This is a genomic window from Rhodoferax sp., from assembly GCF_013297935.1.
Classification (GTDB): domain Bacteria; phylum Pseudomonadota; class Gammaproteobacteria; order Burkholderiales; family Burkholderiaceae_C; genus Allorhodoferax.
The window spans coordinates 150,687-174,402 of the sequence record NZ_JAAFIX010000005.1 but is presented as its reverse complement, the minus strand read 5'-3'; the positions used below and the strand labels follow the sequence as shown (position 1 = coordinate 174,402).

At 61.7% G+C, this 23,716-nt stretch carries 25 protein-coding genes; 10 read left to right on the top strand and 15 right to left on the bottom strand.

Features of this window, described 5'->3' with window-relative positions; all coding sequences use genetic code 11:
- Positions 1-3: 3 nt before the first annotated feature.
- The 4 genes from accC to QZW03_RS09415 all read right to left on the bottom strand — a co-directional run bounded on the left by accC (position 4) and on the right by QZW03_RS09415 (position 3,139).
- On the bottom strand, positions 4-1,353 hold the full coding sequence (gene accC, locus QZW03_RS09430; RefSeq protein ID WP_296509736.1) for an acetyl-CoA carboxylase biotin carboxylase subunit: 1,350 nt from the start codon (positions 1,351-1,353) through the stop codon (positions 4-6).
- Positions 1,354-1,365: 12 nt separating this feature from the next.
- Positions 1,366-1,824: an acetyl-CoA carboxylase biotin carboxyl carrier protein gene (gene accB / locus QZW03_RS09425; protein ID WP_296509734.1), complete on the bottom strand. Its 459-nt coding sequence runs from the start codon at positions 1,822-1,824 to the stop codon at positions 1,366-1,368.
- Between the two features lie 171 nt (positions 1,825-1,995).
- Positions 1,996-2,553: a TlpA disulfide reductase family protein gene (locus QZW03_RS09420; RefSeq protein WP_366481549.1), complete on the bottom strand. Its 558-nt coding sequence runs from the start codon at positions 2,551-2,553 to the stop codon at positions 1,996-1,998.
- A complete protein-coding gene (locus QZW03_RS09415; protein ID WP_296509732.1) occupies positions 2,540-3,139 on the bottom strand; it encodes a hypothetical protein in 600 nt (199 codons plus the stop codon). The genes QZW03_RS09420 and QZW03_RS09415 overlap by 14 nt, the downstream gene beginning before the upstream one ends.
- Positions 3,140-3,283: 144 nt before the next feature.
- Between QZW03_RS09415 and mpl the strand changes: the two genes are divergently transcribed.
- Both mpl and QZW03_RS09405 read left to right on the top strand, forming a co-directional pair.
- Positions 3,284-4,780, top strand: a complete 1,497-nt coding sequence (mpl, locus tag QZW03_RS09410) for a UDP-N-acetylmuramate:L-alanyl-gamma-D-glutamyl-meso-diaminopimelate ligase (protein ID WP_296509730.1) — start codon at positions 3,284-3,286, stop codon at positions 4,778-4,780.
- A gap of 52 nt (positions 4,781-4,832) precedes the next feature.
- Positions 4,833-5,108 (top strand): hypothetical protein, encoded by a 276-nt coding sequence (locus QZW03_RS09405; RefSeq protein WP_296509729.1) that lies wholly within the window; start codon positions 4,833-4,835, stop codon positions 5,106-5,108.
- A 97-nt stretch (positions 5,109-5,205) separates the two neighbouring features.
- Here QZW03_RS09405 and QZW03_RS09400 read toward each other — a convergent pair whose 3' ends face one another.
- From QZW03_RS09400 to rodA, 4 genes are all read right to left on the bottom strand, one after another.
- Complete coding sequence (locus QZW03_RS09400) at positions 5,206-6,333, bottom strand: 3-deoxy-7-phosphoheptulonate synthase (RefSeq protein ID WP_296509727.1); 1,128 nt, start codon at positions 6,331-6,333, stop codon at positions 5,206-5,208.
- 227 nt (positions 6,334-6,560) lie between these two features.
- Positions 6,561-8,021, bottom strand: a complete 1,461-nt coding sequence (gene tldD / locus QZW03_RS09395; RefSeq protein WP_296509849.1) for a metalloprotease TldD — start codon at positions 8,019-8,021, stop codon at positions 6,561-6,563.
- A gap of 79 nt (positions 8,022-8,100) precedes the next feature.
- Positions 8,101-8,973, bottom strand: coding sequence for an NAD(P)-dependent oxidoreductase (locus QZW03_RS09390; protein ID WP_296509726.1), 873 nt, complete (start codon positions 8,971-8,973; stop codon positions 8,101-8,103).
- Between the two features lies 1 nt (position 8,974).
- Positions 8,975-10,129, bottom strand: a complete 1,155-nt coding sequence (gene rodA / locus QZW03_RS09385) for a rod shape-determining protein RodA (protein WP_296509725.1) — start codon at positions 10,127-10,129, stop codon at positions 8,975-8,977.
- A gap of 65 nt (positions 10,130-10,194) precedes the next feature.
- Here rodA and QZW03_RS09380 point away from each other — a divergent pair, with 65 nt between their 5' ends.
- The 8 genes from QZW03_RS09380 to QZW03_RS09345 are packed head-to-tail and all read left to right on the top strand — an operon-like array spanning position 10,195 to position 17,509.
- Positions 10,195-10,833, top strand: coding sequence for a YqiA/YcfP family alpha/beta fold hydrolase (locus QZW03_RS09380; RefSeq protein WP_296509723.1), 639 nt, complete (start codon positions 10,195-10,197; stop codon positions 10,831-10,833).
- A 47-nt stretch (positions 10,834-10,880) separates the two neighbouring features.
- Entirely contained in the window at positions 10,881-12,932 is a 2,052-nt protein-coding gene (locus QZW03_RS09375) for an RNB domain-containing ribonuclease (RefSeq protein ID WP_296509722.1), read from the top strand.
- Positions 12,933-12,934: 2 nt separating this feature from the next.
- The gene (locus QZW03_RS09370; RefSeq protein ID WP_296509848.1) at positions 12,935-13,792 is read left to right on the top strand and encodes a TonB family protein; all 858 of its coding nucleotides are present in this window, start codon (positions 12,935-12,937) and stop codon (positions 13,790-13,792) included.
- Positions 13,789-14,505 carry a monofunctional biosynthetic peptidoglycan transglycosylase gene (gene mtgA / locus QZW03_RS09365; protein WP_296509721.1) on the top strand — a complete coding sequence of 239 codons (717 nt, stop codon included), beginning with the start codon at positions 13,789-13,791 and terminating at the stop codon, positions 14,503-14,505. The genes QZW03_RS09370 and mtgA overlap by 4 nt, the downstream gene beginning before the upstream one ends.
- A 58-nt stretch (positions 14,506-14,563) precedes the next feature.
- Positions 14,564-15,175 carry a lysophospholipid acyltransferase family protein gene (locus QZW03_RS09360; protein WP_296509720.1) on the top strand — a complete coding sequence of 204 codons (612 nt, stop codon included), beginning with the start codon at positions 14,564-14,566 and terminating at the stop codon, positions 15,173-15,175.
- A 7-nt stretch (positions 15,176-15,182) separates the two neighbouring features.
- Complete coding sequence (locus QZW03_RS09355) at positions 15,183-16,172, top strand: phosphatidate cytidylyltransferase (protein WP_296509719.1); 990 nt, start codon at positions 15,183-15,185, stop codon at positions 16,170-16,172.
- 40 nt (positions 16,173-16,212) lie between these two features.
- On the top strand, positions 16,213-16,761 hold the full coding sequence (gene ruvC / locus QZW03_RS09350; RefSeq protein WP_296509718.1) for a crossover junction endodeoxyribonuclease RuvC: 549 nt from the start codon (positions 16,213-16,215) through the stop codon (positions 16,759-16,761).
- A gap of 13 nt (positions 16,762-16,774) precedes the next feature.
- Positions 16,775-17,509: a transporter substrate-binding domain-containing protein gene (locus QZW03_RS09345; RefSeq protein ID WP_296509717.1), complete on the top strand. Its 735-nt coding sequence runs from the start codon at positions 16,775-16,777 to the stop codon at positions 17,507-17,509.
- An 11-nt stretch (positions 17,510-17,520) separates the two neighbouring features.
- Here QZW03_RS09345 and QZW03_RS09340 read toward each other — a convergent pair whose 3' ends face one another.
- From QZW03_RS09340 to QZW03_RS09310, 7 genes are all read right to left on the bottom strand, one after another.
- The gene (locus tag QZW03_RS09340) at positions 17,521-17,820 is read right to left on the bottom strand and encodes a flagellar basal body protein (protein WP_296509716.1); all 300 of its coding nucleotides are present in this window, start codon (positions 17,818-17,820) and stop codon (positions 17,521-17,523) included.
- Positions 17,821-17,915: 95 nt separating this feature from the next.
- Positions 17,916-18,839 (bottom strand): UDP-3-O-acyl-N-acetylglucosamine deacetylase, encoded by a 924-nt coding sequence (gene lpxC, locus QZW03_RS09335; protein ID WP_296509715.1) that lies wholly within the window; start codon positions 18,837-18,839, stop codon positions 17,916-17,918.
- 77 nt (positions 18,840-18,916) lie between these two features.
- Positions 18,917-20,158 carry a cell division protein FtsZ gene (ftsZ, locus tag QZW03_RS09330; RefSeq protein WP_296509714.1) on the bottom strand — a complete coding sequence of 414 codons (1,242 nt, stop codon included), beginning with the start codon at positions 20,156-20,158 and terminating at the stop codon, positions 18,917-18,919.
- 58 nt (positions 20,159-20,216) lie between these two features.
- Entirely contained in the window at positions 20,217-20,540 is a 324-nt protein-coding gene (locus tag QZW03_RS09325) for a flagellar transcriptional regulator FlhD (protein ID WP_296509713.1), read from the bottom strand.
- A 182-nt stretch (positions 20,541-20,722) separates the two neighbouring features.
- Entirely contained in the window at positions 20,723-21,952 is a 1,230-nt protein-coding gene (ftsA, locus tag QZW03_RS09320; RefSeq protein WP_296509712.1) for a cell division protein FtsA, read from the bottom strand.
- A 23-nt stretch (positions 21,953-21,975) separates the two neighbouring features.
- The gene (locus QZW03_RS09315; RefSeq protein WP_296509847.1) at positions 21,976-22,725 is read right to left on the bottom strand and encodes a cell division protein FtsQ/DivIB; all 750 of its coding nucleotides are present in this window, start codon (positions 22,723-22,725) and stop codon (positions 21,976-21,978) included.
- Positions 22,726-22,760: 35 nt separating this feature from the next.
- Positions 22,761-23,714, bottom strand: coding sequence for a D-alanine--D-alanine ligase (locus tag QZW03_RS09310; protein WP_296509711.1), 954 nt, complete (start codon positions 23,712-23,714; stop codon positions 22,761-22,763).
- Positions 23,715-23,716 lie beyond the last annotated feature (2 nt).

Below are 23,716 nucleotides of genomic sequence, written 5' to 3'. Positions count from 1 at the left end.
GCCTTATCGCTTGTGTTGCTCAAGCCAGTGCTCAAGGTAATGGATGTTGGTGCCACCGTCCATGAACTTGGCATCCACCATCAACTCGCGGTGTAGCGGGATGTTGGTGTTGATACCCTCCACCACGGTCTCCGCCAGCGCGGTGCGCATGCGCGCCATCGCCTGCTCGCGGGTATCACCGTGAACAATGATCTTGCCGACCATGGAGTCGTAGTTCGGCGGCACAAAGTAGTTGGTGTACACGTGCGAATCAACACGAACGCCGGGGCCGCCAGGCGCGTGCCACATGGTGACGCGACCTGGAGACGGCGTGAACTTGTACGGATCTTCGGCATTCACGCGGCACTCAATTGCATGGCCACGCACTTCAATCTGGCGCTGGGTAAAGGGCAACTTCTCGCCCGCCGCCACCATGATCTGCGTCTTCACGATGTCAATACCGGTGACCATTTCCGTGACCGGGTGCTCCACCTGAACACGGGTGTTCATTTCAATAAAGTAGAACTCTCCGTCTTCGTACAGGAACTCAAAAGTGCCTGCACCGCGGTAACCGATTTTCTTGCACGCATTCACGCAACGCTCGCCGATGCGCTCGATCAGCTTGCGGTTGATACCGGGCGCGGGAGACTCTTCCAGCACCTTCTGGTGGCGACGCTGCATCGAGCAATCGCGCTCACCTAGGTACACCGCGTTCTTGTGCTTGTCCGCCAGAATCTGGATTTCAATGTGCCGCGGATTCTGGAGAAACTTCTCCATGTAAACCGCCGGATTATTAAAGGCAGCGCCGGCTTCAGCCTTGGTCATCGCCACCGCATTCACCAATGCAGCCTCGGTGTGGACCACGCGCATACCGCGCCCGCCACCACCGCCAGCAGCCTTGATGATCACCGGATAGCCCACGGCCTTGGCGATACGCTTCATGGCCACTGGGTCGTCCGGCAACTCGCCTTCAGAGCCGGGCACACAAGGCACACCGGCACGGATCATGGCTTGCTTGGCAGAGACTTTGTCTCCCATGATGCGGATGGATTCTGGAGTGGGGCCGATAAACTGAAAGCCACTCTTCTCGACACGCTCCGCGAAATCTGCGTTTTCACTCAAAAAGCCGTAGCCGGGGTGAATTGCTTCTGCATCGGTCACCTCGGCTGCCGAGATGATGGCGGGCATGTTGAGGTAGCTCAGCCCGGACGGGGCCGGCCCGATGCAGACCGCCTCTTCCGCCAGCTTCACATACTTGGCTTCGCGGTCGGCTTCGGAATACACCATCACCGCTTTGATACCCAACTCGCGACAGGCGCGCTGGATTCGCAACGCAATCTCGCCCCGGTTGGCGACCAGAATTTTTTTGAACATGGGCGCTATGTCTTATTCGATGATGAACAAAGACTGGCCGTATTCCACCGCCTGGCCGTTGTCGCTCAAAATCTTGGTCACGGTGCCGGACTTGTCGGCTTCGATCTCGTTGAGGATCTTCATCGCTTCGATGATGCAGATGGTTTCGCCTGCCTTGATGGAGTCGCCCACCTCGACAAAAGGCTTGGCACCGGGAGCCGAAGAACGGTAGAAAGTGCCCACCATCGGCGACTTCACCATGTGACCGGCCTCGACAACGGGCTCAGTCGCCACGGGAGCCGCGGCGACAGGCGCACCGGCCGGGGCCGCTGCCACGGGCGCTGCGTACAGAGGTGCAGGCGCATAGCCTTGAACCACAGCACCACCACCCTTCACGATGCGGACCTTGCCTTCGGCTTCGGTAATTTCCAGCTCCGAGACATTGGAATCAGACACCAGATCGATCAGGGTTTTGAGTTTGCGTAAATCCATGGAATCTCCAACAACCGACATTTGTAAAACGGCGAATTTACAGCAAAACGCCGCCAAAAAACCATATCTCCACCCATAACAAGGGAAAAGACTGGAAAAACGTCAAAATAAAATTGCCCCGAAGGGGCTTGGGACAGCACTCCAAGCACGTGGAGCGCTAGGTGAGAGACTCTATTTTACCGCAGCCCACGCACTCAGGTCTTCGTCGGTGACCCGCCCCATCTTTCGCTGGGCGACCGCGCCGTCGGAAGCAATCAATACCGTGAACGGCAACCCGCCCGCCAAATTCCCCAAGGCGCGCCCGAGATCGGCACCCGACAAACCCGCCAAGGCCACCGGAAAACGCAAGGGCACCCGCTGCAAAAAGGGAATCACCGCCTCTTTGCGATCGATGGCCAGCCCAAGCACCTGCACACCCTTGTCGCCCTGCGCAGCCGCAAACCGGTCCAGCAGAGGCAGCTCCTCCACACAGGGCGGGCACCACGTCGCCCAAAAATTAATCAACACCGGGCGCCCCTGGAACTGTCGCATGGCCAGCGGGGCATCTTGCGGTGTTTGCCACTGCTGAGCCCAAAATCCGGGCACAGGCTCCGCCACAGAGGGTCCGGACTGGCGCCACCATGACAGGCCTGTGCCCGCCACCACCGCCACCCCGCCGACGGCACCCCACAGCACCGTACGACGACGAGCACCGGACTCGCTGCCCCCGGAATTTTCAGGAAGATCCATCATCAGACTCCAACAAGCGCTGAACCGCTGCCAAATTACCACGGGGAGAACGCCCTCGCCCGTCCGGCTGGAGCGCGCCACGCACAGCATCCAGGTCATTGACCAGCAAATGCACCCCGACATGTTCGCCCAACGGCACGCACATGGCGTGGATGCTCAAGGCATCGACCATTTCCCCTTGCAGGCCGGGGACTGAGCGCACCTCAAAGCGCACGCCTTTGTCAATCAACATGATCTCCGCCGATTTGGGATCATCACAAAACAACTGCAGATAAACATCACTGCGGCGCGTTGCCGTGCCACGCCAAACAGCTCCACCCAAGTGGGGCCGGAACTCCTGGAGTCGCTGCATCCACTGCACCGCCAGCTCACGCAAGGCACGCAATTCGACCGGTTGGGTATCGGCACAAAAAATGGCGATGTACTCCTCCACGGCGGCCTCGACCTGGTCGTTGTCAGGCAGGCCTGAGCGCGCCGGCACACCCAGCTGCTTGACCGCACGGCGCTTGGCAGCGCCGTACTCCAAGCCCTCTTCCACCACCATGCGGGCAGCGGTCGCGGCAATTTCTTCTTTCAAATCATCCATGCCGAGATTGTGCCTGCCCGCAGAAAGCCCTGTGATGCGTTGACTTGCTCTGAAATTAATAGCTGCTCGCGCAGATGTGACGAGGGCTATCGGCATAATTCATACCCAAATGGAGGCTCCGAAACGGCCCGTAGAATACCGGCCATGCATATTCATATCTTGGGCATTTGTGGCACCTTCATGGGTGGCCTGGCCGCACTGGCCCGCGAAGCGGGCCACCAAGTCACCGGCTGCGACGCCGGCGTTTACCCCCCGATGAGCGATCAACTCCGCGCCCTGGGCATTGAGCTGATGGAAGGCTTCGGTGCCGAACAAATGGCCTTGCAGCCCGACATGTTCGTCATCGGCAACGTCGTCAGCCGCGCCCGACTGGCCGACGGCAGCCCCAAATTCCCGCTCATGGAAGCCATTCTGGACGCGGGCGCCCCCTACACCAGCGGCCCGCAATGGCTGGCCGAGCATGTGCTCCAAGGCCGCCATGTGCTGGCCGTCGCCGGCACCCACGGCAAAACCACCACCACCAGCATGCTCGCGTGGGTGTTGGAGTACGCCGGCTTGCAACCCGGTTTCCTGGTAGGCGGCGTGCCGCTGAATTTCGGTATCTCCGCCCGCCTGGGAGGCGGGGAGGCAAAGGGCTCTGCGCAGGTCAGGGAGGAGCCCGCAAAGCGGGCGGGGGACACGGAGCAGAGCGTTTTGCCTGCCCGCCGTACAACGCCAAGCGAGCGCCCGCTATTTGTCATAGAAGCCGACGAATACGACACCGCCTTCTTCGATAAACGCAGCAAGTTCGTGCACTACCGCCCCCGCACCGCCATCCTGAACAACCTCGAATTCGACCACGCCGACATCTTTGACGACCTCGCCGCCATCGAACGGCAATTCCACCACCTCGTGCGCACCGTGCCCGGCACCGGCCGCGTGGTGGTCAACGGGCTCGAAGAAAGCCTCACCCGCGTACTGCACCAAGGCTGCTGGAGCGAACAACGCAGCTTCGGCGCGGCCGTGAGCGACTTCTCGGCGGTCGGCGAGCCGCACGACTTTGCCGTCTTGCACCAAGGGCGCGAAGTCGCAAGTGTGCAATGGAGCCTGAATGGCGTGCACAACCAGCTCAACGCCTTGGCCGCCATCGCCGCAGCCGAGCATGTGGGCGTGTCACCCGCCGTCGCCGCCGAAGCACTGGGCCAATTCGTGAACGTCAAGCGCCGCATGGAAGTGCGCGCCCACGCCCCACTGGCAAGCCGGCCCGACAGCGCGCCGGTCACAATTTACGACGACTTTGCCCACCACCCCACCGCCATCCGCACCACGGTGAACGGCCTGCGCCGGCAGGTGGGGGCGGCGCGCATTCTGGCCGTGTTCGAGCCGCGCTCCAACACCATGAAGCTGGGCGCCATGAAAAGCCAGCTCCCTTGGAGTCTGGAAGAAGCCGACCTCGCCTTCTGCCACAGTGGCGGCCTGGGCTGGGATGCTGTTGAGGCGCTGGCCCCCATGGGCGCCCGAGCGCAAGTCGGTGACAGCATTGACGCCGTGCTCGCACAGGTCGCAGCCGCCCTGCAGCCGGGCGACCATGTGTTGTGCATGAGCAATGGCGGGTTCGGCGGCATTCACGCCAAGCTCATCGAAATGCTACAAAAATCATAGCTATCTGCGCAATATATACGGGGGCTAGAGGCCAATTTCTTACCTAATCGCCATGCAAAACGATCCGAACTTCCAACTCCGTCTGCCCGAGGGCGCCCGATTCACCGACCTGCGCCTGCGCCGCTGCGACAACGAAGCCATCGACATGGACATGGACCTGGTCGAGCGCATCTGCCAACTCAACCAGTGGGACGTGGCCAAGGTCCGCGAGAATCCGGGCCCGGTGATCAGCACCATTTTGAGCGTCTGGTACAAAACCCACTTGGCTGCGGGCGGCACGCCGGACGTGGTGATGGAGTCTCTGCGGGCACCCGCGCCGCTCCAATAAAAAGGCGGACTCTTAGCCCGCCTCTTCTTCTCGGTTTGCAACTGCAAGGCCAACGCTGGATCGCGTTGGCCTTTTTGCTGCCGCCTCAGCCGCCGGATCAGGCTGCGCGGCGCGCCTTCACGGCGGCAGACAGCACCTCCAGCGACTCCACCGAATCGTCCCAACCCAGGCAGGCGTCGGTGATGCTCTTGCCGTATTCCAATGCGGACGCATCGTCTTTGCCGGGCGTGAACTTCTGGGCACCCGCGTTCAGGTGGCTCTCCACCATCACCCCGAACACGCTGCGTGAACCACCGGTGATCTGAGCGGCAATGTCTTTTGCCACATCGAGCTGCTTCTCGTGCTGCTTGCTGCTGTTGGCGTGGCTGCAATCCACCATCAGGGTCTGGGGCAGCTTGGCTTTGGCGAGGTCCGCGCAGGCTGCGGCCACGTTGGCGGCGTCGTAGTTAGGCGCTTTGCCGCCGCGCAGAATGACGTGGCAATCCGGGTTGCCGTTGGTTTGCACAATCGCCACTTGACCATTTTTATGCACCGACAAGAAATGGTGCCCACCAGCCGCTGCCTGAATAGCGTCGGTCGCGATCTTGATGTTGCCGTCGGTGCCGTTCTTGAAGCCGATGGGGGCCGAAATGCCGGAGGCCAACTCGCGGTGCACCTGGCTCTCGGTGGTGCGCGCACCGATGGCGCCCCAGGAGATCAGGTCGCCCAGGTACTGGGGCGAAATCACGTCCAGGAACTCGCTACCTGCGGGCATGCCCAAGCGGTTGATCTCAATCAGCAGCTGGCGTGCGATGCGCAGGCCTTCGTCGATGCGGTAGCTCTCGTCCAGGTAGGGGTCGTTGATCAGGCCCTTCCAGCCCACGGTGGTGCGGGGCTTCTCGAAGTAGACGCGCATCACGATTTCCAGCGTGTCTTTGTATTTCTCGCGCTCCACCTTCAGGCGGCGAGCGTAGTCCAGCGCGGCGGCCGGGTCATGGATGGAGCAGGGTCCGATGATGACCAAGAGACGATCGTCCTTGCCCGCCATGATGTTGTGAATCGTGCTACGGGTGTCAGAAATCAAGGTTTCTGTCGCGCTGCCGCGGATGGGGAAAAAGCGGATGAGGTGTTCTGGAGGGGGCAACACGGTGATGTCCTTGATGCGTTCGTCGTCGGTTTTGCTGGTGCGGTCGGCGGGCTGGGATTGTCCGTACCAGGCGTCGCTAGCAGAGGCTTTTGCATTCATGTCAGGTCTCCAGAGTTCAAGTGAGGAATAAAACAAAGCGAAAAGGCAAAAAAAAACCGCCGGGGGTGCCGGCGGGTTTTGGGAAGATTCAGGACGTTTCTTGTGGGTACGTTCAGATCTCTCGACCGCCGGATGCGCGTGAGAACCAAAAGTAGCTAAAAAAGAAACGTGCGGAATGCATGAGGCTCAATGTAGCACAGGTTTCTGACAGCGGCTTACGCCCGCGCTTAAGCAGTTCCGCCCACGGTCAGGCCATCAATGCGCAACGTGGGCTGGCCCACCCCCACCGGCACGCTCTGGCCCTCTTTGCCGCAGGTGCCCACGCCGGGGTCGAGCTTCATGTCGTTGCCGATCATGGAGACGCGCTTCAGGCACTCGGGGCCACTGCCCACCAGCGTCGCGCCCTTGACGGGGTATTGAATCTTGCCGTTTTCCACCCAATAAGCTTCGCTGGCAGAAAACACAAACTTACCGCTGGTGATGTCCACCTGGCCGCCACCGAAGTTGGGGGCGTAGAGGCCTTTTTTGATGCTGGCAATAATCTCTTCCGGCGCCTTGTCGCCGCCCAACATGTAGGTGTTGGTCATGCGGGGCATGGGCAGGTGGGCATAGCTCTCGCGGCGGCCGTTGCCGGTGGGCTTTACGCCCATCAGGCGGGCGTTCATGCTGTCCTGGATGTAGCCCTTCAGGATGCCGTCTTCGATCAACACATTGCGCTGGCTGGGGTTGCCTTCGTCGTCCACATTGAGCGAGCCGCGGCGGTCGGCAATGGTGCCGTCGTCCAGCACCGTCACGCCCTTGGCAGCCACACGCTGGCCCACCCGGCCGCTGAAGGCGCTGCTGCCCTTGCGGTTGAAGTCGCCCTCGAGCCCGTGGCCGATGGCTTCATGCAACAAAATGCCGGGCCAGCCGGCGCCCAACACCACGGTCATTTCACCGGCGGGTGCGGGGCGGGCATCGAGGTTGGTCAACGCGGCGTGCACGGCCTGGTCCACATAGTCTTCAATCTGCGCATCGGTGAAATACGCCAAACCGAAGCGGCCACCACCGCCACTGGAACCCACCTCGCGGCGGCCCTTTTGCTCGGCAATCACGGTCACGCTCAGGCGCACCAGCGGGCGCACATCGGCGGCCAGCGTGCCGTCGGCCCGGGCGACCAGCACCACGTCGTATTCAGCGGCCAGGCCGGCCATCACTTGGATGATGCGTGGGTCTTTGGCACGAGCCAGCTTCTCCACCTTGCCCAGCAGCTCCACCTTGGCGGTGCTGTCCAGGGTGGCAATCGGGTCGATGCCGGCATACAGCTTACGGCCGCCTGCTATCTTTTGCGTAGCAGTCTTCGCACGTTTGGTCTGGGCTGCAGCCGAAATAGTGCGCACAGTGCGGGCAGCATCCAGCAGGCTGGCTTCAGAAATATCATCGGAATACGCAAAGGCAGTTTTCTCGCCGCTCACCGCACGCACGCCCACGCCCTGGTCAATGCTGAAGGAGCCGGTTTTGACGATGCCCTCTTCCAGGCTCCAGCCCTCGGAGCGGGTGTACTGGAAATACAGGTCCGCCTCGTCCACCTTGTGCGCCTTGATTTCATTCAGCGCGCGGGTGAGATGGCTCTCATCCAAGCCGAAAGGCGTGAGCAACAGGGATTTGGCCGTGGCCAAGCGTTCAATGGTGGGTTCGCGGGAGATCATGCGGGCCATTTTAGGCCTGCGCCCGTGCCGTGCAGCCAAGGTCAGGCAGAGGCAGGGCCGCTTGCAGGGGTTTGGCCGCTCAGCGCTTGAGAAAATCGAGCAGGCTGGCGTCGTCCATGCCTGCCAGGCCTGCCCGCACCGCTTGGGCAAACACGGCACTGGCAGCACCTCCCAAAGGGCCCGTGAAGCCAGCCTCCCGGGCGGCATCAAGGGCAAGGCGGGTGTCTTTGGCCAACAAGGTCATGTGGGCGCGGGGGGCCAGGTCGCCCGCAATCGCGCGGCGCATGCGGTCGCTGCCTATCCAGCTCTGGCCACTGCTCTGGGCAATCACCTCCAAGGTGCGGCCGGCGTCCAGCCCCAAGCGGTCTGCCAGTGCCAAGGCTTCGGCTGCACCCACCAGATTGATGCCGGCCAGCAAGTTGTTGACCAGCTTGGTGCGTGCTCCATCGCCGACCCGGTCGCTGATGCGGAACACCTGGCTGGACAGTGCGGTCAACAAGGTTTCGCACGCGGCCCAGGCGGCGTCGGGGCCCGCCACCATCAGGCTCATGCTGCCCTCCCGTGCACGGACCGGCCCGCCGGACAGGGGTGCGTCCAGCGTCAGCACACCCTGTTGGCCGAGCAAGGCGGCGATGGACTCCACATCCTGCGGTGCGATGGTCGGGCACAGCAGCACCACATGCCCTGCGGGCAAGTGGTGGGCCAACCCCTCCGGTCCGAAGAGCACGTCGCGGGTTTGCGCGGCGTCTACTACGCACACGATAGTTGCTATGCTTTTAGAAGCGGCTTGCGCAATGTCTACGGGGGCCAGAGTACCAAAAGGCACTAAAGCATCGACTTTGGCCGGGTCCAGGTCATGCACCGAGGGCGCCCACCCCAAGCTCGCCAGGCGCTGCGCCATGCCGCCGCCCATGTTGCCCACGCCCACCAGCGTGACGGGAAAGCCCGCCATGCTAGCTTTGCACCAAGCGTTTGGAATTGGAAATCGACATCAGAATCCCCAACGCCAGCCCCAGCGTCACCATGGCGGTGCCGCCGTAGCTGATGAAGGGCAAGGGCACGCCCACCACCGGCAGGATGCCGCTGACCATGCCCATGTTCACAAAGGCGTAGGTAAAGAAAATCATGGTGGCAGCCCCCGCCAGCAAGCGGGAAAAGAGCGTGGGCGCCTCCAGTGCAATGGCCAGACCGCGGAAGATCAGGAAGACGAAGGCGCAAATGAGGAATATGTTTCCGAGCAAGCCGAACTCCTCGGAATACGCAGCAAAAATAAAGTCAGTGGTGCGCTCCGGGATGAACTCCAGGTGTGTCTGCGTCCCCTTCATGAAGCCCATGCCGGTGATGCCGCCGGAGCCGATCGCGATCATCCCCTGAATAATGTGAAAGCCCTTGCCCAATGGGTCTTTGGTCGGGTCCAGCAAGGTGCAGATGCGCTGCTGCTGGTAATCATGCAAGATAGACCAGCGCACCCCGTCGGCGCAGAGCTGGGGCTCTAACACCACCAAGAGCACGATGCCGATAGCCCCGAGCACCACCGGCGGGATCACCAATTTCCAGCTCATGCCGGCGAAAAAGATCACCGCCATGCCCGCGGCCAGCACCAGCAGCGAGGTTCCCAGGTCCGGCTGTTTCATGATCAGCCCGACCGGCACGGCCAACAAGGCACCGGCCACCACAAAGTCCAGGGGGCGCAGCTGCCCTTCCCGCTTCTGAAACCACCAAGCCAGCATCAGCGGCATGGCGATTTTCATGATCTCGCTGGGCTGAATCACCACGCCGATGTTGACCCAGCGCTTAGCCCCCTTTTTGGTGATGCCGAAAACCGCCACCGCAATCAACAAGGCCACCCCCACCGTGTAGAGGGGTACCGCCACCAGCATCAAGCGCTGTGGCGGAACCTGCGCCACCACAAACATGATGGTGGCCGCGATCAGCATATTGCGACCATGGTCCTCAAACCGGGTGCCGTGGTCGAACCCCGACGAATACATGATGAGCAAGCCCGCGCAGGCCAGCATAAACACCGCAAAGGCCAGAGGCCCGTCAAACCCCGAAAACCAAGGCGCAATGCGCTGGCGCAGGGGGACTTTTCCAAATTGGTACGACATGGGACCCGATTATCCCCAAGGCCGGTACATGCGGGCCGCTAATGCGAACGCTTTACCATGCCCCGATGTTTTTAAGCCCCACCACCCACCTCCTCTATCTGCATGGTTTCCGGTCGTCGCCCCGGTCGCACAAGGCGCAGGCCATGGCGGCCTACATGGCGCAACACTACCCGCACGTGCACTGGTGGTGCCCGCAGCTGCCCCCGTCGCCCCGGGAGGCGATGGACATGCTGATGCGCGGCGTGGCCGACTGGCCCCCCGCACACATGGCGGTGGTGGGCTCGTCGCTGGGCGGTTTTTATGCCACCCACATTGCCGAGGCAACGGGTTGCCGGGCCCTGCTGATTAACCCGGCGGTCGACCCCGCGCGCGATCTGGGCCGGTACATCGGTGAAAACCGGCAGTGGCATGCGCCGGAAGAGAGTTTTTACTTTTTACCGGAGTACGTGGAGGAACTGCGCCACCTGGCAGTGGGGCCCCTGGCGCACCCGACACGCTACCGGGCGATTCTTGCCAAGGGGGACGAAGTGCTGGATTGGCGCGAAATGCACGCCCGCTATGCCGGTACCCATCTCACCTTGCTCGAAGGGGGCGACCACGCCTTGACCGGCTTTGAGGCCTTTTTGCCCGACCTCGCCGCCTTCATGGGCCTGAGCGTTGCACCGGGCCCGCTGGCGAAAAACCCCTCATCGCCAGAGGCCTGAGCCCGCGGGTTCGGAACGGCCCGTTTTGCGGGGACAATCCACCCCCTATGTTTGTACTGTTTGAAGAAGCCGGAAAATTCATGGCCGGTCGTGTGCTGTCAGAGGCCGACGCCTCTGCACAGGTGGAGCTGGATTCCGGCAAGCGCGTCAAGGTCAAGAACGCCAATATCCTGATCAAGTTCGAGAAACCCGCTCCGACGGAGTTTGTGGCGGCTGCGCAAGCGCAGGCGGCCGGCATTGAGCTGGATATGGCCTACGAATTCGCGCCCGACGAAGAGTTTGGTTTTGCCGATCTGGCCAAAGACTACTTTTCGGCCCAGGCCAGCCAGTCCGAGCAGGCCGGCATGCTGTTCAAGCTGTTTGACACGCCCCACTACTTCCGCCGGGCCGGCAAAGGCCGCTTCAAGAAAGCACCGGCCGACATCATTGCGCAGGCTTTGGCCGCTATTGAGAAAAAGCGCCTGATTGCCGAGCAAATCGCCCAATGGGCCCACGAGCTGGCCGCCGGCAGCTGCCCACAGGCCATCAAAGACCAGCTCTACAAAATTTTGTTCAAGCCGGACAAAAATGCCGCGGAGTACAAAGCCGTGGTCGAGGCCAGCCGCGCCACCCACATTGCCCCACTGGAGCTGCTGCAAAAGGCCGGTGCGATTGCCTCGCCCTACCAGTTCCACTGGAAGCGCTTTTTGCTGGAGAACTTCCCCAAGGGCACGGGCTTTCCGGCCATGGCCGCACCCGCCATCGTGGATGAGTTGCCCGTGGCCCCGGTGCAGGCGTTCTCGATCGACGACTCCCAAACCACCGAAATTGACGACGCCTTGAGCGTGCAGGGCTTGGGCAGCGGCACCGTGATCGTGGGTGTGCACATTGCAGCCCCCGGCTTGGCGGTGCAGCCAGGCAGCCCGGTCGATGTGCTGGGCCGCGCCCGCCTGTCCACCGTCTACATGCCCGGCTACAAGGTCACCATGCTGCCCGACGAGGTAGTGCAGACCTACACGCTGATGGAGGGGCGGGACTGCCCGTCGGTGTCGCTCTACGTCACCTTCAACGAGGAGACGCTGGAAATCACCAGCAGCGAAACCAAGCTGGAACGCGTGCCGATTGCCCACAACCTGCGCCACGACCAGCTCGACAGCGTGGTCACTGAGCAGTGGCTGACCGATGCGTCGTTTAACTATGAAAAAGACACCCAGCCCTCAGCAGGTCTGCGCGAGCAGCTATCATTTTTGCATCGCCTAGCGCGCGACCTGAAGGCCAAGCGCGAGATCGTGCGCGGCAAACCCGAGACCTTCAACCGCCCGGACTACAACTTCCGCCTGCAGGGAGGTGAAGACGGAGAACCCCAGGGCGACGAGACCGTGCTCATCAGCATCCGCCAGCGCGGTGCGCCGCTGGACCTGATCGTGGCCGAGGCCATGATTCTGGCCAACAGCACTTGGGGCAGCTGGCTCGCCGAGATGGGTGTGCCCGGCATCTACCGCAGCCAAGCCAGCCTGGCCCCCGGCGTCAAGGTGCGCATGGGCACCAAGGCCTTGCCGCATGCCGGTATCGGGGTCAAGGCGTATTCGTGGGCAACTTCTCCCCTGCGTCGTTACACCGACCTGGTGAACCAGTGGCAAATCATTGCCTGCGCGCGCCACGGCAAGACGGCAGCGCTGGTTGCGCCCTTCAAGCCCAAGGACGCGGAGCTGTTCGCCATCATCTCGTCGTTTGACGCGGCTTACAGCGCGTACAACGGCTACCAGGGCGCCATGGAGCGTTTCTGGACCCTGCGTTACGCCCAGCAGCACGGCATCACCGAGCTCACCGCCAGCCTGTTCAAAGATGGCATGGTCCGCGCGGACGACATTCCGCTGGTGCTGCCGGTCCTGGGTGCGCAGGGCCTGCCCCGCCACGCCAAGGTGCGCGTGAAGCTGGGTGAGATGGACCTCATCACGCTGGATGTGCAAGGCACCGTGCTGGAGCGCCTGGATGCGCCGGTAGAAGCCGACCTTCAGGACGAAGAGGACGACAGCGACGACGAGGTCGCCGGCCCGATCGCGATTGCGGTGGATGTGAACGAAGCGCCGGATGCCGGCGGTGATAATCCCACCCCGTGAATCTGCGCAAACTGACCACGCTCCAATGGGCCCTGGGTGTATCCATCGCGATACACGCAGTGCTCTTGACCGTGCGTTTTGTGGACCCCGAAGCCTTCAACCGGGTGTTTGAGGACCAGCCGCTGGAAGTCATTCTGGTCAATGCCAAGAGCAACGAGAAGCCGGACAAGGCGCAGGCGATTGCGCAAACCAATATGGCAGGTGGGGGCAATGTAGAAAAGGGCCGCGCCACCAGCCCGCTGCCCCCCTCGGCACTTACCGATATCGGCGACACGCTGGAAGAAGAGAGCGTGCGCAAGCTGCAAAACCTGCAAGAGCAACAAAACCTGTTGCTCGCCCAGGTCAAAAATCAGCTTGCCGCCCTGCCCCCACCCGACCCGAGCAAGATGGCCGACAAAGCCGAGCAGGCTGACCGCGAAGAAAAGCGTAAGCAACTCATCAAGCTGCTGGCCGAAATTGAGCGCCGTATCAACATGGAGAACGCGCGGCCCAAAAAGCGCTATGTGAGCCCTGCAGTGCGTGAAGAGGTCTACGCCGTCTACTACGACCAACTGCGCCAGCGTATTGAAGAAAAAGGCACCGACAACTTTCCGCAGAGCGGCGGCAAAAAGCTCTACGGTGAACTGACCATGATCGTCACCATCAATTTCGATGGCCGCGTGCTCGACACCGAAGTGGTGCAAAGCTCGGGCAATCCGGTGCTCGACAAGCGGGCGCAGGCGATTGCACGGTCCGCCGGGCCATTCGGGAACTTCAACGCGCCCATGCGCAAACAGGCCGACCAGATTCTGGTGGTATCCCGCTTCAAATTCACCCGCGACGAGACACTGGAAGCCAAGGTCTCATCCTCCAGCCGATGAAAGCCCTGCTGCGCTGGGTGCTGCTGTGTGGTCTGGCGTTCGCCGCACTGCAACTGTTTTTCGTGGGGCGGATTGCACTCATGGCGGTGGTGGACCCCCAGTCCACCGCGTTTGAGCGGTCCGAGGCCTGGCGGGTGGCTGTCGAGCGCGACACCTTCCGGTGGCGCCAGGAGTGGGTGCCCTATGAACGGATTTCCGACAACCTCAAGCGGGCGGTGATTGCGTCGGAAGACGATGGCTTCAGCCAGCACGATGGCGTGGACTGGGAGGCCCTGGAAAAAGCCTGGGCCAAGAATGCCAAAGCCGAACAGCGGGCCGAGCAAAAGAAAACCACCAAGCCCCCCAAGATCGTGGGCGGCTCCACCATCAGCCAGCAATTGGCCAAAAACCTGTTTCTCTCCGGCGAGCGCACCCTGCTGCGCAAAGGGCAGGAGTTTGTGCTGACCCTGTTGCTGGAGCAGCTGCTCAGCAAACAGCGCATTCTGGAGATCTACCTCAACAGTGTGGAGTGGGGGGAAGGCGTGTTTGGCGCCGAAGCCGCCGCCCAGCATTACTACCGCAAACCGGCCAGCAAACTCAGCGCCTACGAGGCGGCCCGTTTAGCCGTGATGTTGCCGCGGCCCAAGTTTTTTGAGAAAACACCCAACTCCGGCTACCTGAGCAGCCGCGCCGGCACCATCGTCGCGCGGATGCCGGACGCGCAACTGCCCTAAGGCACATAGTCTCCGACGCAGCACCGCCGCGTCATGGTGGCTCTGTATCATCCCCGCCATGCTTGCCAAGTTGATGAGTTACTTCCTGTTGGGTCTGATCCGCTTTCTCACCGGCGCGCAGGCCCGCTGGCATGGCTGCCCGCCCAAGGCCGAGCAACGGATCTACTTTGCCAATCACCAGAGCCATGCGGACTTGGTCATGATCTGGGCGGCGCTGCCCAAAGAGTTGCGCCACATCACCCGCGCCATTGCCGCCAAAGACTACTGGACCAAGTCGCCGTTCCGGCAGTGGCTGACCACCGAGGTGTTCCACGTGATTTATGTCTCGCGCGACCGCACCTCAGAGGAAGATCCGCTGGAGCCTCTGATCGAGGCCTTGGGCAATGGAGACTCGATCATTTTGTTCCCCGAGGGCACCCGCGGCCACACCGGCGAACCCCAAGCCTTCAAAGCGGGGCTCTACAACTTAGCCACCCGGTTTCCTGACGTGGTGCTGGTGCCTGCCTGGATCAACAATGTGCAGCACGTACTCCCCAAGGGAGAGGTGGTGCCGGTGCCGGTCTTGTGCTCGGTGACCTTCGGCGCCCCGATGCAGCTTGCGGACGGTGAAGAGCGGCGCGCTTTTCTGGACCGGGCCCGCAGTGCCGTGGTCGCCCTGCGGGACGTGTAGGCAGCCTATGTACTTCTATCTCAAGAACCTGGGGCCCACGCAGCAGATCGGTGCGCTCTTCATCATCGTCTTCGGTTTGCTGCTGCTCTCGAGCATCGTGGCGTTTGTTTTGTCACTGCGGGACTATGGCGATGACGAGGCCGGTGAGCGCCGTCGCGGTGAGCTCAAAAATCTCGATGGCATCATCCGCACCAGTTGGTTCATGGTGTTTGTGTTCTGGATCGGCTGGGTCAGCGGGCCGCTCATTGCGCTGACCTTGTTTGGCGGCGTGTCCTTCTTTGCGCTGCGCGAATTCATGACGCTCTCCCCCACCCGGCGGGGCGACCACCGCAGCCTTGTGTTGGCTTTTTTTGTGGTGCTGCCGCTGCAATACTGGTTAGTGGCGACCGAGCATTTCGACATGTTCGCGGTGTTCATACCGGTCTACGTGTTTCTGGCCCTGCCGGTGGCCAGCGCGCTGGCCAATGACCCGCAACGCTTCCTGGAGCGCAATGCCAAGCTGCAGTGGGGCATCATGGTGTGCATCTACGGCATGAGCCATGTGCCCGCCTTGTTGATGCTCAAATTCCCCGGCTACGACCACAAAAACGCCTTCATGGTGTTCTTCCTCGTGCTGGTGGTGCAGTTCTGCATGGCCGTGCAGCACCTGGTGTCGCGCAAGCTCAAACTGCCGCCGGCAGCGCCCGCCATCAGCCAGAGCTTTAACTGGCCGAGTTGGTGGATCGGGGTGTTTGTGGCCAGCCTCTTCGGTGCGCTGTTGGCCGGCATTACGCCCTGGGTTCCTGGTACGGCGTTTGCGTTTTCGTTTATTGCCTGTGTGGCAGGCTCCATGGGCCATTTCGTGATGAAAGCCTTAAAGCGCGACCGCGGAATTCCGAGCTGGGGTGGCAATGTGCGCGCGGTCACCGGCGCCGGCGGCTTGCTGGACCGTGTCGATGCCCTGTGTTTTGCTGCGCCGGTTTTCTTTCACTCAGCTCGGTGGTATTTTGACCTCTAGCCCTCGCCAATACTGCGCAGGCAGCTACTAATTCAATAGCATGCGAATTCTTGGCATTGACCCCGGCTTGCGCACCACCGGCTTTGGCGTGGTGGATGTGGTGGGCGCGGATGTGCGCTATGTCGCCAGTGGCACCATTCGCACCGAACACCTTGACACCCGCGCCCTGCCGGCACGGCTTAAGGTGCTGTTTGACGGCATCGGGGAGGTCGTGGAGCGCTACCAGCCCACCTGCGCGTCTGTTGAAATTGTGTTTGTCAACGTGAACCCGCAATCCACCTTGCTGCTGGGCCAGGCCCGTGGCGCGCTAGTGACCGCACTGGTGTGCGCGGACCTGCCGGTCGCGGAGTACACCGCACTGCAAATGAAACAGGCCGTGGCGGGCCACGGCCGCGCCCACAAAGACCAGGTGCAGGAAATGGTGAAGCGCCTTCTGCATCTGCCCGGGCTGCCCGGCCCGGATGCCGCCGATGCCCTCGGGCTTGCTATCACCCATGCCCACGCCGGTAAATCCATGGCGTTGTTGGCGGGTAGTAACGGGGTAGGAGGAAACGGAAAAATCCGCTATCGTGACGGCCGTAGTCAATAAAACAAAACGCTTTATGAATGCGATTAAAGGATTCGTTGGATTGCTCGTGGGTTGCTGCGTGGTGGCCGGTGTCGGTGCCCAAACGCTAGCGGCCTACACCGAAGAATGGGCACCCTATAACTTTCAACAAGGGCAACTGGTCAAAGGCATTTCGGCGGACCTGCTGCGGGAGAGCTGCGAAGCCGCGCGCCTGCGCTGCAACCTGCAACTCATGCCCTGGGCCCGCGCCAACAAGCTGGTCCGCGGCACCCCCAACACCGTGCTCTTCACGACCGCCCGCAAGCCCGACCGGGAGAATGATTTTCTGTGGGTCGGCCCCATCCTGCCGCGCACCACTTGGGTCTATGTGCGCCCGGAGATTGCAGCCGCCAACGTTCGCGAACTCAAGACTTTGCGCTTCGGTATCGTGCGCGATGAGGCAGCTCAGCGGGACCTGCTCAAGGCCGGCGTCCCGCCCGGTGCCATGGTGGAAGACAGCTCCAACACGGCCATCTTGCGCCTGATGCTCTCCGGTGTTGTCGACGCTATGGTGGACACCGAGGTGGCCATGGCCTGGTCGGTGCGCAACAGCGGGCTGGACGCAGCGACGGTGGTGAAACACGTCAAACTCACCGATGAGGGCGCTTACTATTTTGCGTTGAACCTGCAGTCAGACCCTGCGGTGGTGGAGCGCCTGCAAACCGCTCTCGACAAGCTCCGGCGCCAAGGCCGCGTGGAAGCACTGGTGCGACGCTACACCCAGAAATAGGTACCGCGGGCTCAGGCCCGGATGTCGAGCAAGGCGCCGGCCATTTTGTCGGCTGTTTTGAACACCGAGAGGTTGGCAATAAAGCTGTTTTTAGCTTCCAACTGCGTCACCACATCCTGCTCCAAGGCATTGCCGGCCCGTGTACTTTCGCGGACCGATGTGCTCACCCCACCGGCGGCCTGCGCCGTTTGCACCGTCTCCTGGCGCTTGAAATCGTCGGTGGCGAGGTTGGCGACATTGTGCGCGCTGGTGCCCACGCGGGTCTGCGCAGCGTTCATTCCGGACAGGGCGATGGAGGAAATGGAGTTCATGGGTGGTCACGCTCGTAGAGCGGCCCGCACGGGCCAATCCCCCGCATTATCCGCAGCGGTGTCCGGCAGACAAGCGTCAGCCGGACAAGCGGTACTTACCAGGCCCTTGCAGGCTGGGCAAAGCCTTGGGGCGCTTGCTTCACATCTTCAAAGGTGACCACTTCCCACGCCTCAGGGTGGGCTTGGAGCTCGCGCAAGAGCTTGTTGTTCATAGCGTGCCCGGAGCGGCGTGCGCTGTAGGCCGCCAGCAAGGGCTTACCGACGATGTACAAGTCACCGATGGCATCCAGGATTTTGTGTTTCACGAACTCGTCGTCGTAGCGCAAGCCGTCCGCGTTCAGGACCTTGTAGTCGTCCATCACAATGGCATTGTCCAAGCCGCCGCCCAGAGCCAAGCCGTTGGCGCGCATCATCTCCACGTCTTTAGTAAAGCCGAAGGTACGGGCTCTCGCAATATCGCGGGAATAGCTGCCCGTGCTCAGGTCGAACTCCACCTTCTGGCCGGTGGAGTCCACCGCCGGATGGTTGAAGTCGATCTCAAAGCTGAGTTTGTAGCCGTGGTACGGGTCCAGGCGAGCCCATTTCTCTTGGGCCCCCTCGCCTTCACGCACCTCCACCGGCTTGATGAGCCTGATGAAGCGGCGCGGCGCATTCTGCAACTCGATACCGGCGCTTTGCAACAAAAAGACAAACGACGCGGCAGAGCCATCCAGGATCGGGACCTCCTCGGCGGTGATGTCGACAAACAGGTTGTCCACCCCCAAGCCGGCGCAAGCGGACATCAGGTGCTCTACGGTGTGCACTTTGGCATTCCCGCAGGACAAGGTGGACGCCAAGCGCGTGTCGGTGACCGACTCCGCTGACACCACAATGTCCGGGGCGTTCGGCAAATCGACCCTCCGGAACACGATTCCGGTATCGGGGGCCGCCGGGCGCAAGGTGATTTCGACACGTTGGCCGCTATGCAGCCCCACGCCCACGGCGCGGGTCAGGGATTTGAGGGTTCGTTGTTTCAGCACAGGTCTATTGTAAAAGTAGCGCAGATAACCCCCGACGCGAGTGCTTTTGCAGTGGGCAAGCCGGGGGGTGTGCTAAATCAATCAGCCTGTTTGCGCAGGAAGGCCGGGATCTCGTAATCGTCCATGCCGCCGCTGGATAAGGCATCGACCTTGGCCGCCGCCTGGGTGCGGTTGGTGCGCCACACGCTAGGCGTTGCCATGCTGCCGTAGTCCGGCTGGCTCGCAGCAGAGCCGGCATTGCCCATCGACACACTGCCGCTGGCTTGGCCGGCAATGGTGTTCAAGGTGGGCACATGGAAGGGCACATTGTCCGTGCCGGTGCGCAAGACTTGCAGCGGAGGCGCTGTGCGACGGGCGCCTTGGCGGCTCAGGCCGGTGGCGATCACGGTGACGCGGATTTCGTCGCCCAACTTCTCGTCGTTGGCCGTACCGTAGATGACGTGGGCATCGGCAGAAGCGCAAGCGCGGATGGTTTCCATCGCCATCTTGGATTCTTTGAGCTTCAAAGAACCCTTGCAAGCGGAAATCAAGACCAGCACGCCCTTGGCGCCGGACAGGTCCACACCTTCCAACAAGGGGCAGGCCACGGCTTGCTCCGCAGCAATGCGGGCACGGTCCGGGCCGCTCGCAGTGGCGGTTCCCATCATGGCCTTACCGGGCTCGCCCATGACGGTACGCACGTCTTCAAAGTCGGCGTTGATTTCGCCCTTGACGTTGATGATTTCTGCAATACCGCCCACGGCGTTCTTCAGCACGTCGTTGGCATGAGAAAAGGCCTCGTCCTGGGAGACATCGTCGTCCAGCACTTCGAGCAGCTTTTCGTTGAGCACCACGATCAGCGAGTCCACATTGGCTTCGAGCTCAGCGAGGCCGGAGTCAGCATTGCTCATACGGCGACCGCCTTCGAAGTCGAAAGGCTTGGTCACCACACCGACCGTCAAAATGCCCATTTCTTTGGCCACTTTGGCAATCACGGGGGCTGCACCGGTACCTGTTCCACCGCCCATGCCGGCAGTAATGAACAACATGTGCGCGCCTTCGATGGCCTGGCGGATATCAGCCTCGGCCTGTTGCGCGGCTTCGCGGCCCTTGTCGGGCTTGCTGCCGGCGCCCAGGCCGGTGCCGCCGAGCTGGATGGTTTTGTGCGCCGAGCTGCGGCTCAGGGCCTGCGCGTCGGTGTTGGCACAAATGAATTCCACGCCGCCCACCGAGGTCGAAATCATGTGCTCAACAGCGTTGCCGCCGCCACCGCCCACGCCGATAACTTTGATTTGGGTGCCTTGGTTAAAAGCTTCTTCTTCGATCATTTCGATGCTCATGTTGTTACTCCTTGAATTGCAATCTTTAAATGTGGGTGAACCGGGTGACCGTCAGGGCTCAGGCTGCCATTGCAAGCCGGCCTGCCAACAGAATGTCGGCGAGGAGGCGGGTAGCGCTTTCTGCTTCCGGCTTGGGTGCGGGATGGCTGGTGAGGAGGTTCCACACCACGTCATCACTGACTCCAAAGCGGCACAGCAGGATGTCGCTGTCTGCAATGCTGGCTTTCTGGCTTTCTGACAAGGTCTTGATAATTTGTGCTGCGTCCTCAGACATCCCCAGAATCTTCACCGCCGACTTCAAGTCCTGACGGATAAGGCTCTGGGCCATGTTCAAGTAGGCCATGTTTGCTTCGCGAATTTCGGCCTTGATGTGGGCTTTCATATTTGTCATCTCCTTCGATCCAATATTTATTCGACGATGTATTTCCAACGATCTTTTGCAAACATGTCCTGGCGGCTATGAAGGCGGGTCCAGGCCTCGATGAACGACGACCCGGATCAGCCCCCAGCAGCTACGCGGGAGCTGGTTCAACACGGAATAGGTCAGTGGCGTATGAGACATGATTAGAAGTTCCCTACAAACCAGTCCTTGACGGTACTGAACGCTGATTTCATCGAACCTGCTTTTTGGGCGACTTTGTAGCCGCGCATGCGAGCGATGCGCGCCTCTTCGAGCAGGCCCATCACCGTGGCGGCACGGGGCTGCGCCACCATGTCGGCCAAGGCGCTGTTGTATTTGGGGATGCCGCGGCGAACGGGCTTCAAGAAGATGTCTTCCCCCAACTCCACCATGCCGGGCATGATGCAGCTGCCACCGGTGAGCACGATGCCGCTGGACAGCACTTCTTCGTAGCCGGATTCGCGCATGACCTGGTTCACCAGCGAGAAGATTTCTTCCACGCGGGGCTCGATCACACCGGCCAAAGCCTGGCGGCTCAGCATGCGCGGGCCACGGTCACCCAGGCCGGGGACCTCGACCTGCGTTTCGGGGTCTACCAGCAACTGCTTGGCGTGACCGCTCTCGACCTTGATGTCTTCGGCATCCTTGGTGGGTGTGCGCAAAGCCATGGCGATGTCGCTGGTGATCAGGTCACCGGCAATCGGAATCACGGCCGTGTGGCGGATGGCACCGTTGGTGAAGATGGCTACATCCGTCGTGCCGGCACCAATGTCGACGAGCGCGACACCGAGCTCGCGCTCGTCTTCGGTCAGGACGCTCAGGCTGCTGGCCAGCGGGTTGAGCATCAGCTGCTCTACCTCCAGACCACAGCGACGCACGCACTTGATGATGTTTTCGGCCGCGCTCTGCGCACCGGTCACGATGTGTACCTTGGCTTCCAAGCGGATGCCGCTCATACCGATGGGCTCGCGCACATCCTGGCCGTCGATGATGAATTCCTGGGGCTCCACCAGCAGCAGGCGCTGGTCGGTCGAAATGTTAATGGCCTTGGCAGTTTCCACCACACGGGCCACGTCGGCCTGGGTGACTTCGCGGTCTTTCACCGCCACCATGCCGCTGCTGTTGATGCCGCGGATATGGCTGCCGGTGATGCCGGTGTACACGCGGGTGATCTTGCAATCGGCCATCAGCTCCGCCTCTTTCAAGGCTTGCTGGATGCTGGCCACGGTGGCATCAATGTTGACGACCACGCCCCGCTTCAAGCCGTTGCTGGGCGCGACGCCGAATCCGGCCAATTTGAGCTCCCCGCCGGGCATGACTTCAGCCACCACTGCCATGACTTTGGCGGTGCCGATGTCCAGGCCGACGACGAGATCTTTGTATTCTTTTGCCATAGTGTTGCCCTGCTCCGTTTGCGCTATTTCTTACCGCTGGTGGCCGCTTGTAGCGTCGTAACGCCGCGCAGCTTGACCGCGTATCCATTGACGTGCCGCAGATCCGCCGATTCGAGCGAACCCGGGGTCCGTCCGTAACGCGTGGTGACTTGCGTCAGCGTCTTCAAAAACTGCTGGAGACGCTCAGTGACAGCCTCTGTGTCACCGCGTCCCATCTCAATCACCGCTCCGCCATCCAGGCGAACGCGCCAGCTTCCACGTCCCGAGAGGTCCAGTTGTTCGATGGCGAAGTCCATGGCGGCCAAGGTCGGGCGGAGTGCCTGGTACATGCGCAGGACTTCATTGCTCTGACCATCGGGCCCGCTGAGTTTGGGGAGCTCGTCTTGCTCCACCTCGCCGACGTTGGCCTCAAACACTTCGCCGAAGTTGTTGAGCAGTCGCAACTCTGGGTCATCCCCCCAATACGCCACTGCCACATGCTCCTGCAGCTCCACCCGCAATCGGTTGGGGAACTCGCGGCGCACGACGGCATGGCGCACCCAGGGCACGGCCTCAAATGCCGAGCGCACGCGCGCCAGGTCCACGGAAAAGAACGTGCCGTTCAGGCCGGGCGCCACATTCGCGCGCAGGGTCAAGGGGCTGTTGTGGCTCATGTCGCCATGCACCGTGATGCCTTCGATCGCGAAAATTGGCAGACGCCCCAACCATTTGCCGCCGGCAAACACGGCCAGCACGACAAAGCCCACCAACAGGAGCGCAGCGGTCCCGTTCATGAGTTTGACGTCCAGCGGTGTATCGGCGGCTGGGTTCACGCGTCGGCCTTCCCGTCTGTGGCGGTGCTTTCCAGCAAACGCACACACAGCGCTTCGTAGCTGATGCCGGCTGCACTCGCAGACATCGGCACCAGTGAGTGGCTGGTCATGCCGGGCGAGGTGTTGATCTCCAGCAGGTAAGGGGTGCGGGTTGTCGCATCAATCATCACATCCGCCCGGGCCCAACCGCGGCAGCCCAGCACTTGGTAGGCTTTGCACACCAAGGCTTGGATCACCTCTTCCTCCCCCGCCGGCAGGCCGGCAGGCACGAGGTACTGGGTGGTATCGGTGAAGTATTTGTTCTGGTAGTCGTAGTTGCCCTCAGGCGCCACGATGCGAATCACCGGCAGAGCTTCGGGGGCCGATGTCGGGCCCCAGACCGGGCAGGTCACTTCGTCGCCCGCAATGAACTGCTCGCACAGCACATGGCTGTCGTGCTGCGATGCCAGCGCATAGGCCGCGTCGCACTGGTCCGCGGTCATGACCTTGGTAAAGCCGATGCTGGAGCCCTCGCGGGCGGGCTTCACAATCATGGGCGCACCCAGCGCGGCAAAGGCGGCGTGGGTTTCTGCCGCACTTTTGACTTGCTGCCAGGCCGGAGTCGACAGGCCTTCGAAGCGCCAGATGCGCTTGGTCATGACCTTGTCCATCGAGATTGCTGATGCCATCACGCCGGAGCCGGTGTAGGGGATGCCCAGCAATTCGAGTGCGCCCTGCACGGTTCCGTCTTCACCGAAGCGGCCGTGTAAGGCAATAAAGCAGCGGTCAAACCCTTCGCGCTTGAGCTCATCCAGCGACCGCTCTGAGGGGTCAAATGCATGGGCATCTACGCCCTGCGAGAGCAAAGCCTTGAGTACACCGGTGCCGGACATGAGCGACACCTCGCGCTCGGCGGAGGCTCCCCCCATCAAGACCGCGACTTTCCCTAATTTATGACCAATTTGGCTCATAG

Excerpts from the sequence above, each read along its gene's own strand:
- QZW03_RS09405 (WP_296509729.1), top strand. The coding sequence starts at position 4,833 with ATGCAAAACGATCCGAACTTCCAACTCCGTCTGCCCGAGGGCGCCCGA.
- ftsZ (WP_296509714.1), bottom strand. The coding sequence starts at position 20,158 with ATGAGCATCGAAATGATCGAAGAAGAAGCTTTTAACCAAGGCACCCAA.
- QZW03_RS09400 (WP_296509727.1), bottom strand. The coding sequence starts at position 6,333 with ATGAATGCAAAAGCCTCTGCTAGCGACGCCTGGTACGGACAATCCCAG.
- QZW03_RS09360 (WP_296509720.1), top strand. The coding sequence starts at position 14,564 with ATGCTTGCCAAGTTGATGAGTTACTTCCTGTTGGGTCTGATCCGCTTT.
- QZW03_RS09415 (WP_296509732.1), bottom strand. The coding sequence starts at position 3,139 with ATGGATGATTTGAAAGAAGAAATTGCCGCGACCGCTGCCCGCATGGTG.
- accC (WP_296509736.1), bottom strand. The coding sequence starts at position 1,353 with ATGTTCAAAAAAATTCTGGTCGCCAACCGGGGCGAGATTGCGTTGCGA.
- accB (WP_296509734.1), bottom strand. The coding sequence starts at position 1,824 with ATGGATTTACGCAAACTCAAAACCCTGATCGATCTGGTGTCTGATTCC.
- QZW03_RS09375 (WP_296509722.1), top strand. The coding sequence starts at position 10,881 with ATGTTTGTACTGTTTGAAGAAGCCGGAAAATTCATGGCCGGTCGTGTG.
- QZW03_RS09345 (WP_296509717.1), top strand. The coding sequence starts at position 16,775 with ATGAATGCGATTAAAGGATTCGTTGGATTGCTCGTGGGTTGCTGCGTG.
- QZW03_RS09380 (WP_296509723.1), top strand. The coding sequence starts at position 10,195 with ATGTTTTTAAGCCCCACCACCCACCTCCTCTATCTGCATGGTTTCCGG.
- QZW03_RS09340 (WP_296509716.1), bottom strand. The coding sequence starts at position 17,820 with ATGAACTCCATTTCCTCCATCGCCCTGTCCGGAATGAACGCTGCGCAG.
- tldD (WP_296509849.1), bottom strand. The coding sequence starts at position 8,021 with ATGATCTCCCGCGAACCCACCATTGAACGCTTGGCCACGGCCAAATCC.
- QZW03_RS09310 (WP_296509711.1), bottom strand. The coding sequence starts at position 23,714 with ATGAGCCAAATTGGTCATAAATTAGGGAAAGTCGCGGTCTTGATGGGG.
- ruvC (WP_296509718.1), top strand. The coding sequence starts at position 16,213 with ATGCGAATTCTTGGCATTGACCCCGGCTTGCGCACCACCGGCTTTGGC.
- QZW03_RS09420 (WP_366481549.1), bottom strand. The coding sequence starts at position 2,553 with ATGGATCTTCCTGAAAATTCCGGGGGCAGCGAGTCCGGTGCTCGTCGT.
- ftsA (WP_296509712.1), bottom strand. The coding sequence starts at position 21,952 with ATGGCAAAAGAATACAAAGATCTCGTCGTCGGCCTGGACATCGGCACC.
- QZW03_RS09355 (WP_296509719.1), top strand. The coding sequence starts at position 15,183 with ATGTACTTCTATCTCAAGAACCTGGGGCCCACGCAGCAGATCGGTGCG.
- mpl (WP_296509730.1), top strand. The coding sequence starts at position 3,284 with ATGCATATTCATATCTTGGGCATTTGTGGCACCTTCATGGGTGGCCTG.
- QZW03_RS09325 (WP_296509713.1), bottom strand. The coding sequence starts at position 20,540 with ATGAAAGCCCACATCAAGGCCGAAATTCGCGAAGCAAACATGGCCTAC.
- QZW03_RS09390 (WP_296509726.1), bottom strand. The coding sequence starts at position 8,973 with ATGGCGGGCTTTCCCGTCACGCTGGTGGGCGTGGGCAACATGGGCGGC.
- rodA (WP_296509725.1), bottom strand. The coding sequence starts at position 10,129 with ATGTCGTACCAATTTGGAAAAGTCCCCCTGCGCCAGCGCATTGCGCCT.
- QZW03_RS09315 (WP_296509847.1), bottom strand. The coding sequence starts at position 22,725 with ATGAACGGGACCGCTGCGCTCCTGTTGGTGGGCTTTGTCGTGCTGGCC.
- mtgA (WP_296509721.1), top strand. The coding sequence starts at position 13,789 with ATGAAAGCCCTGCTGCGCTGGGTGCTGCTGTGTGGTCTGGCGTTCGCC.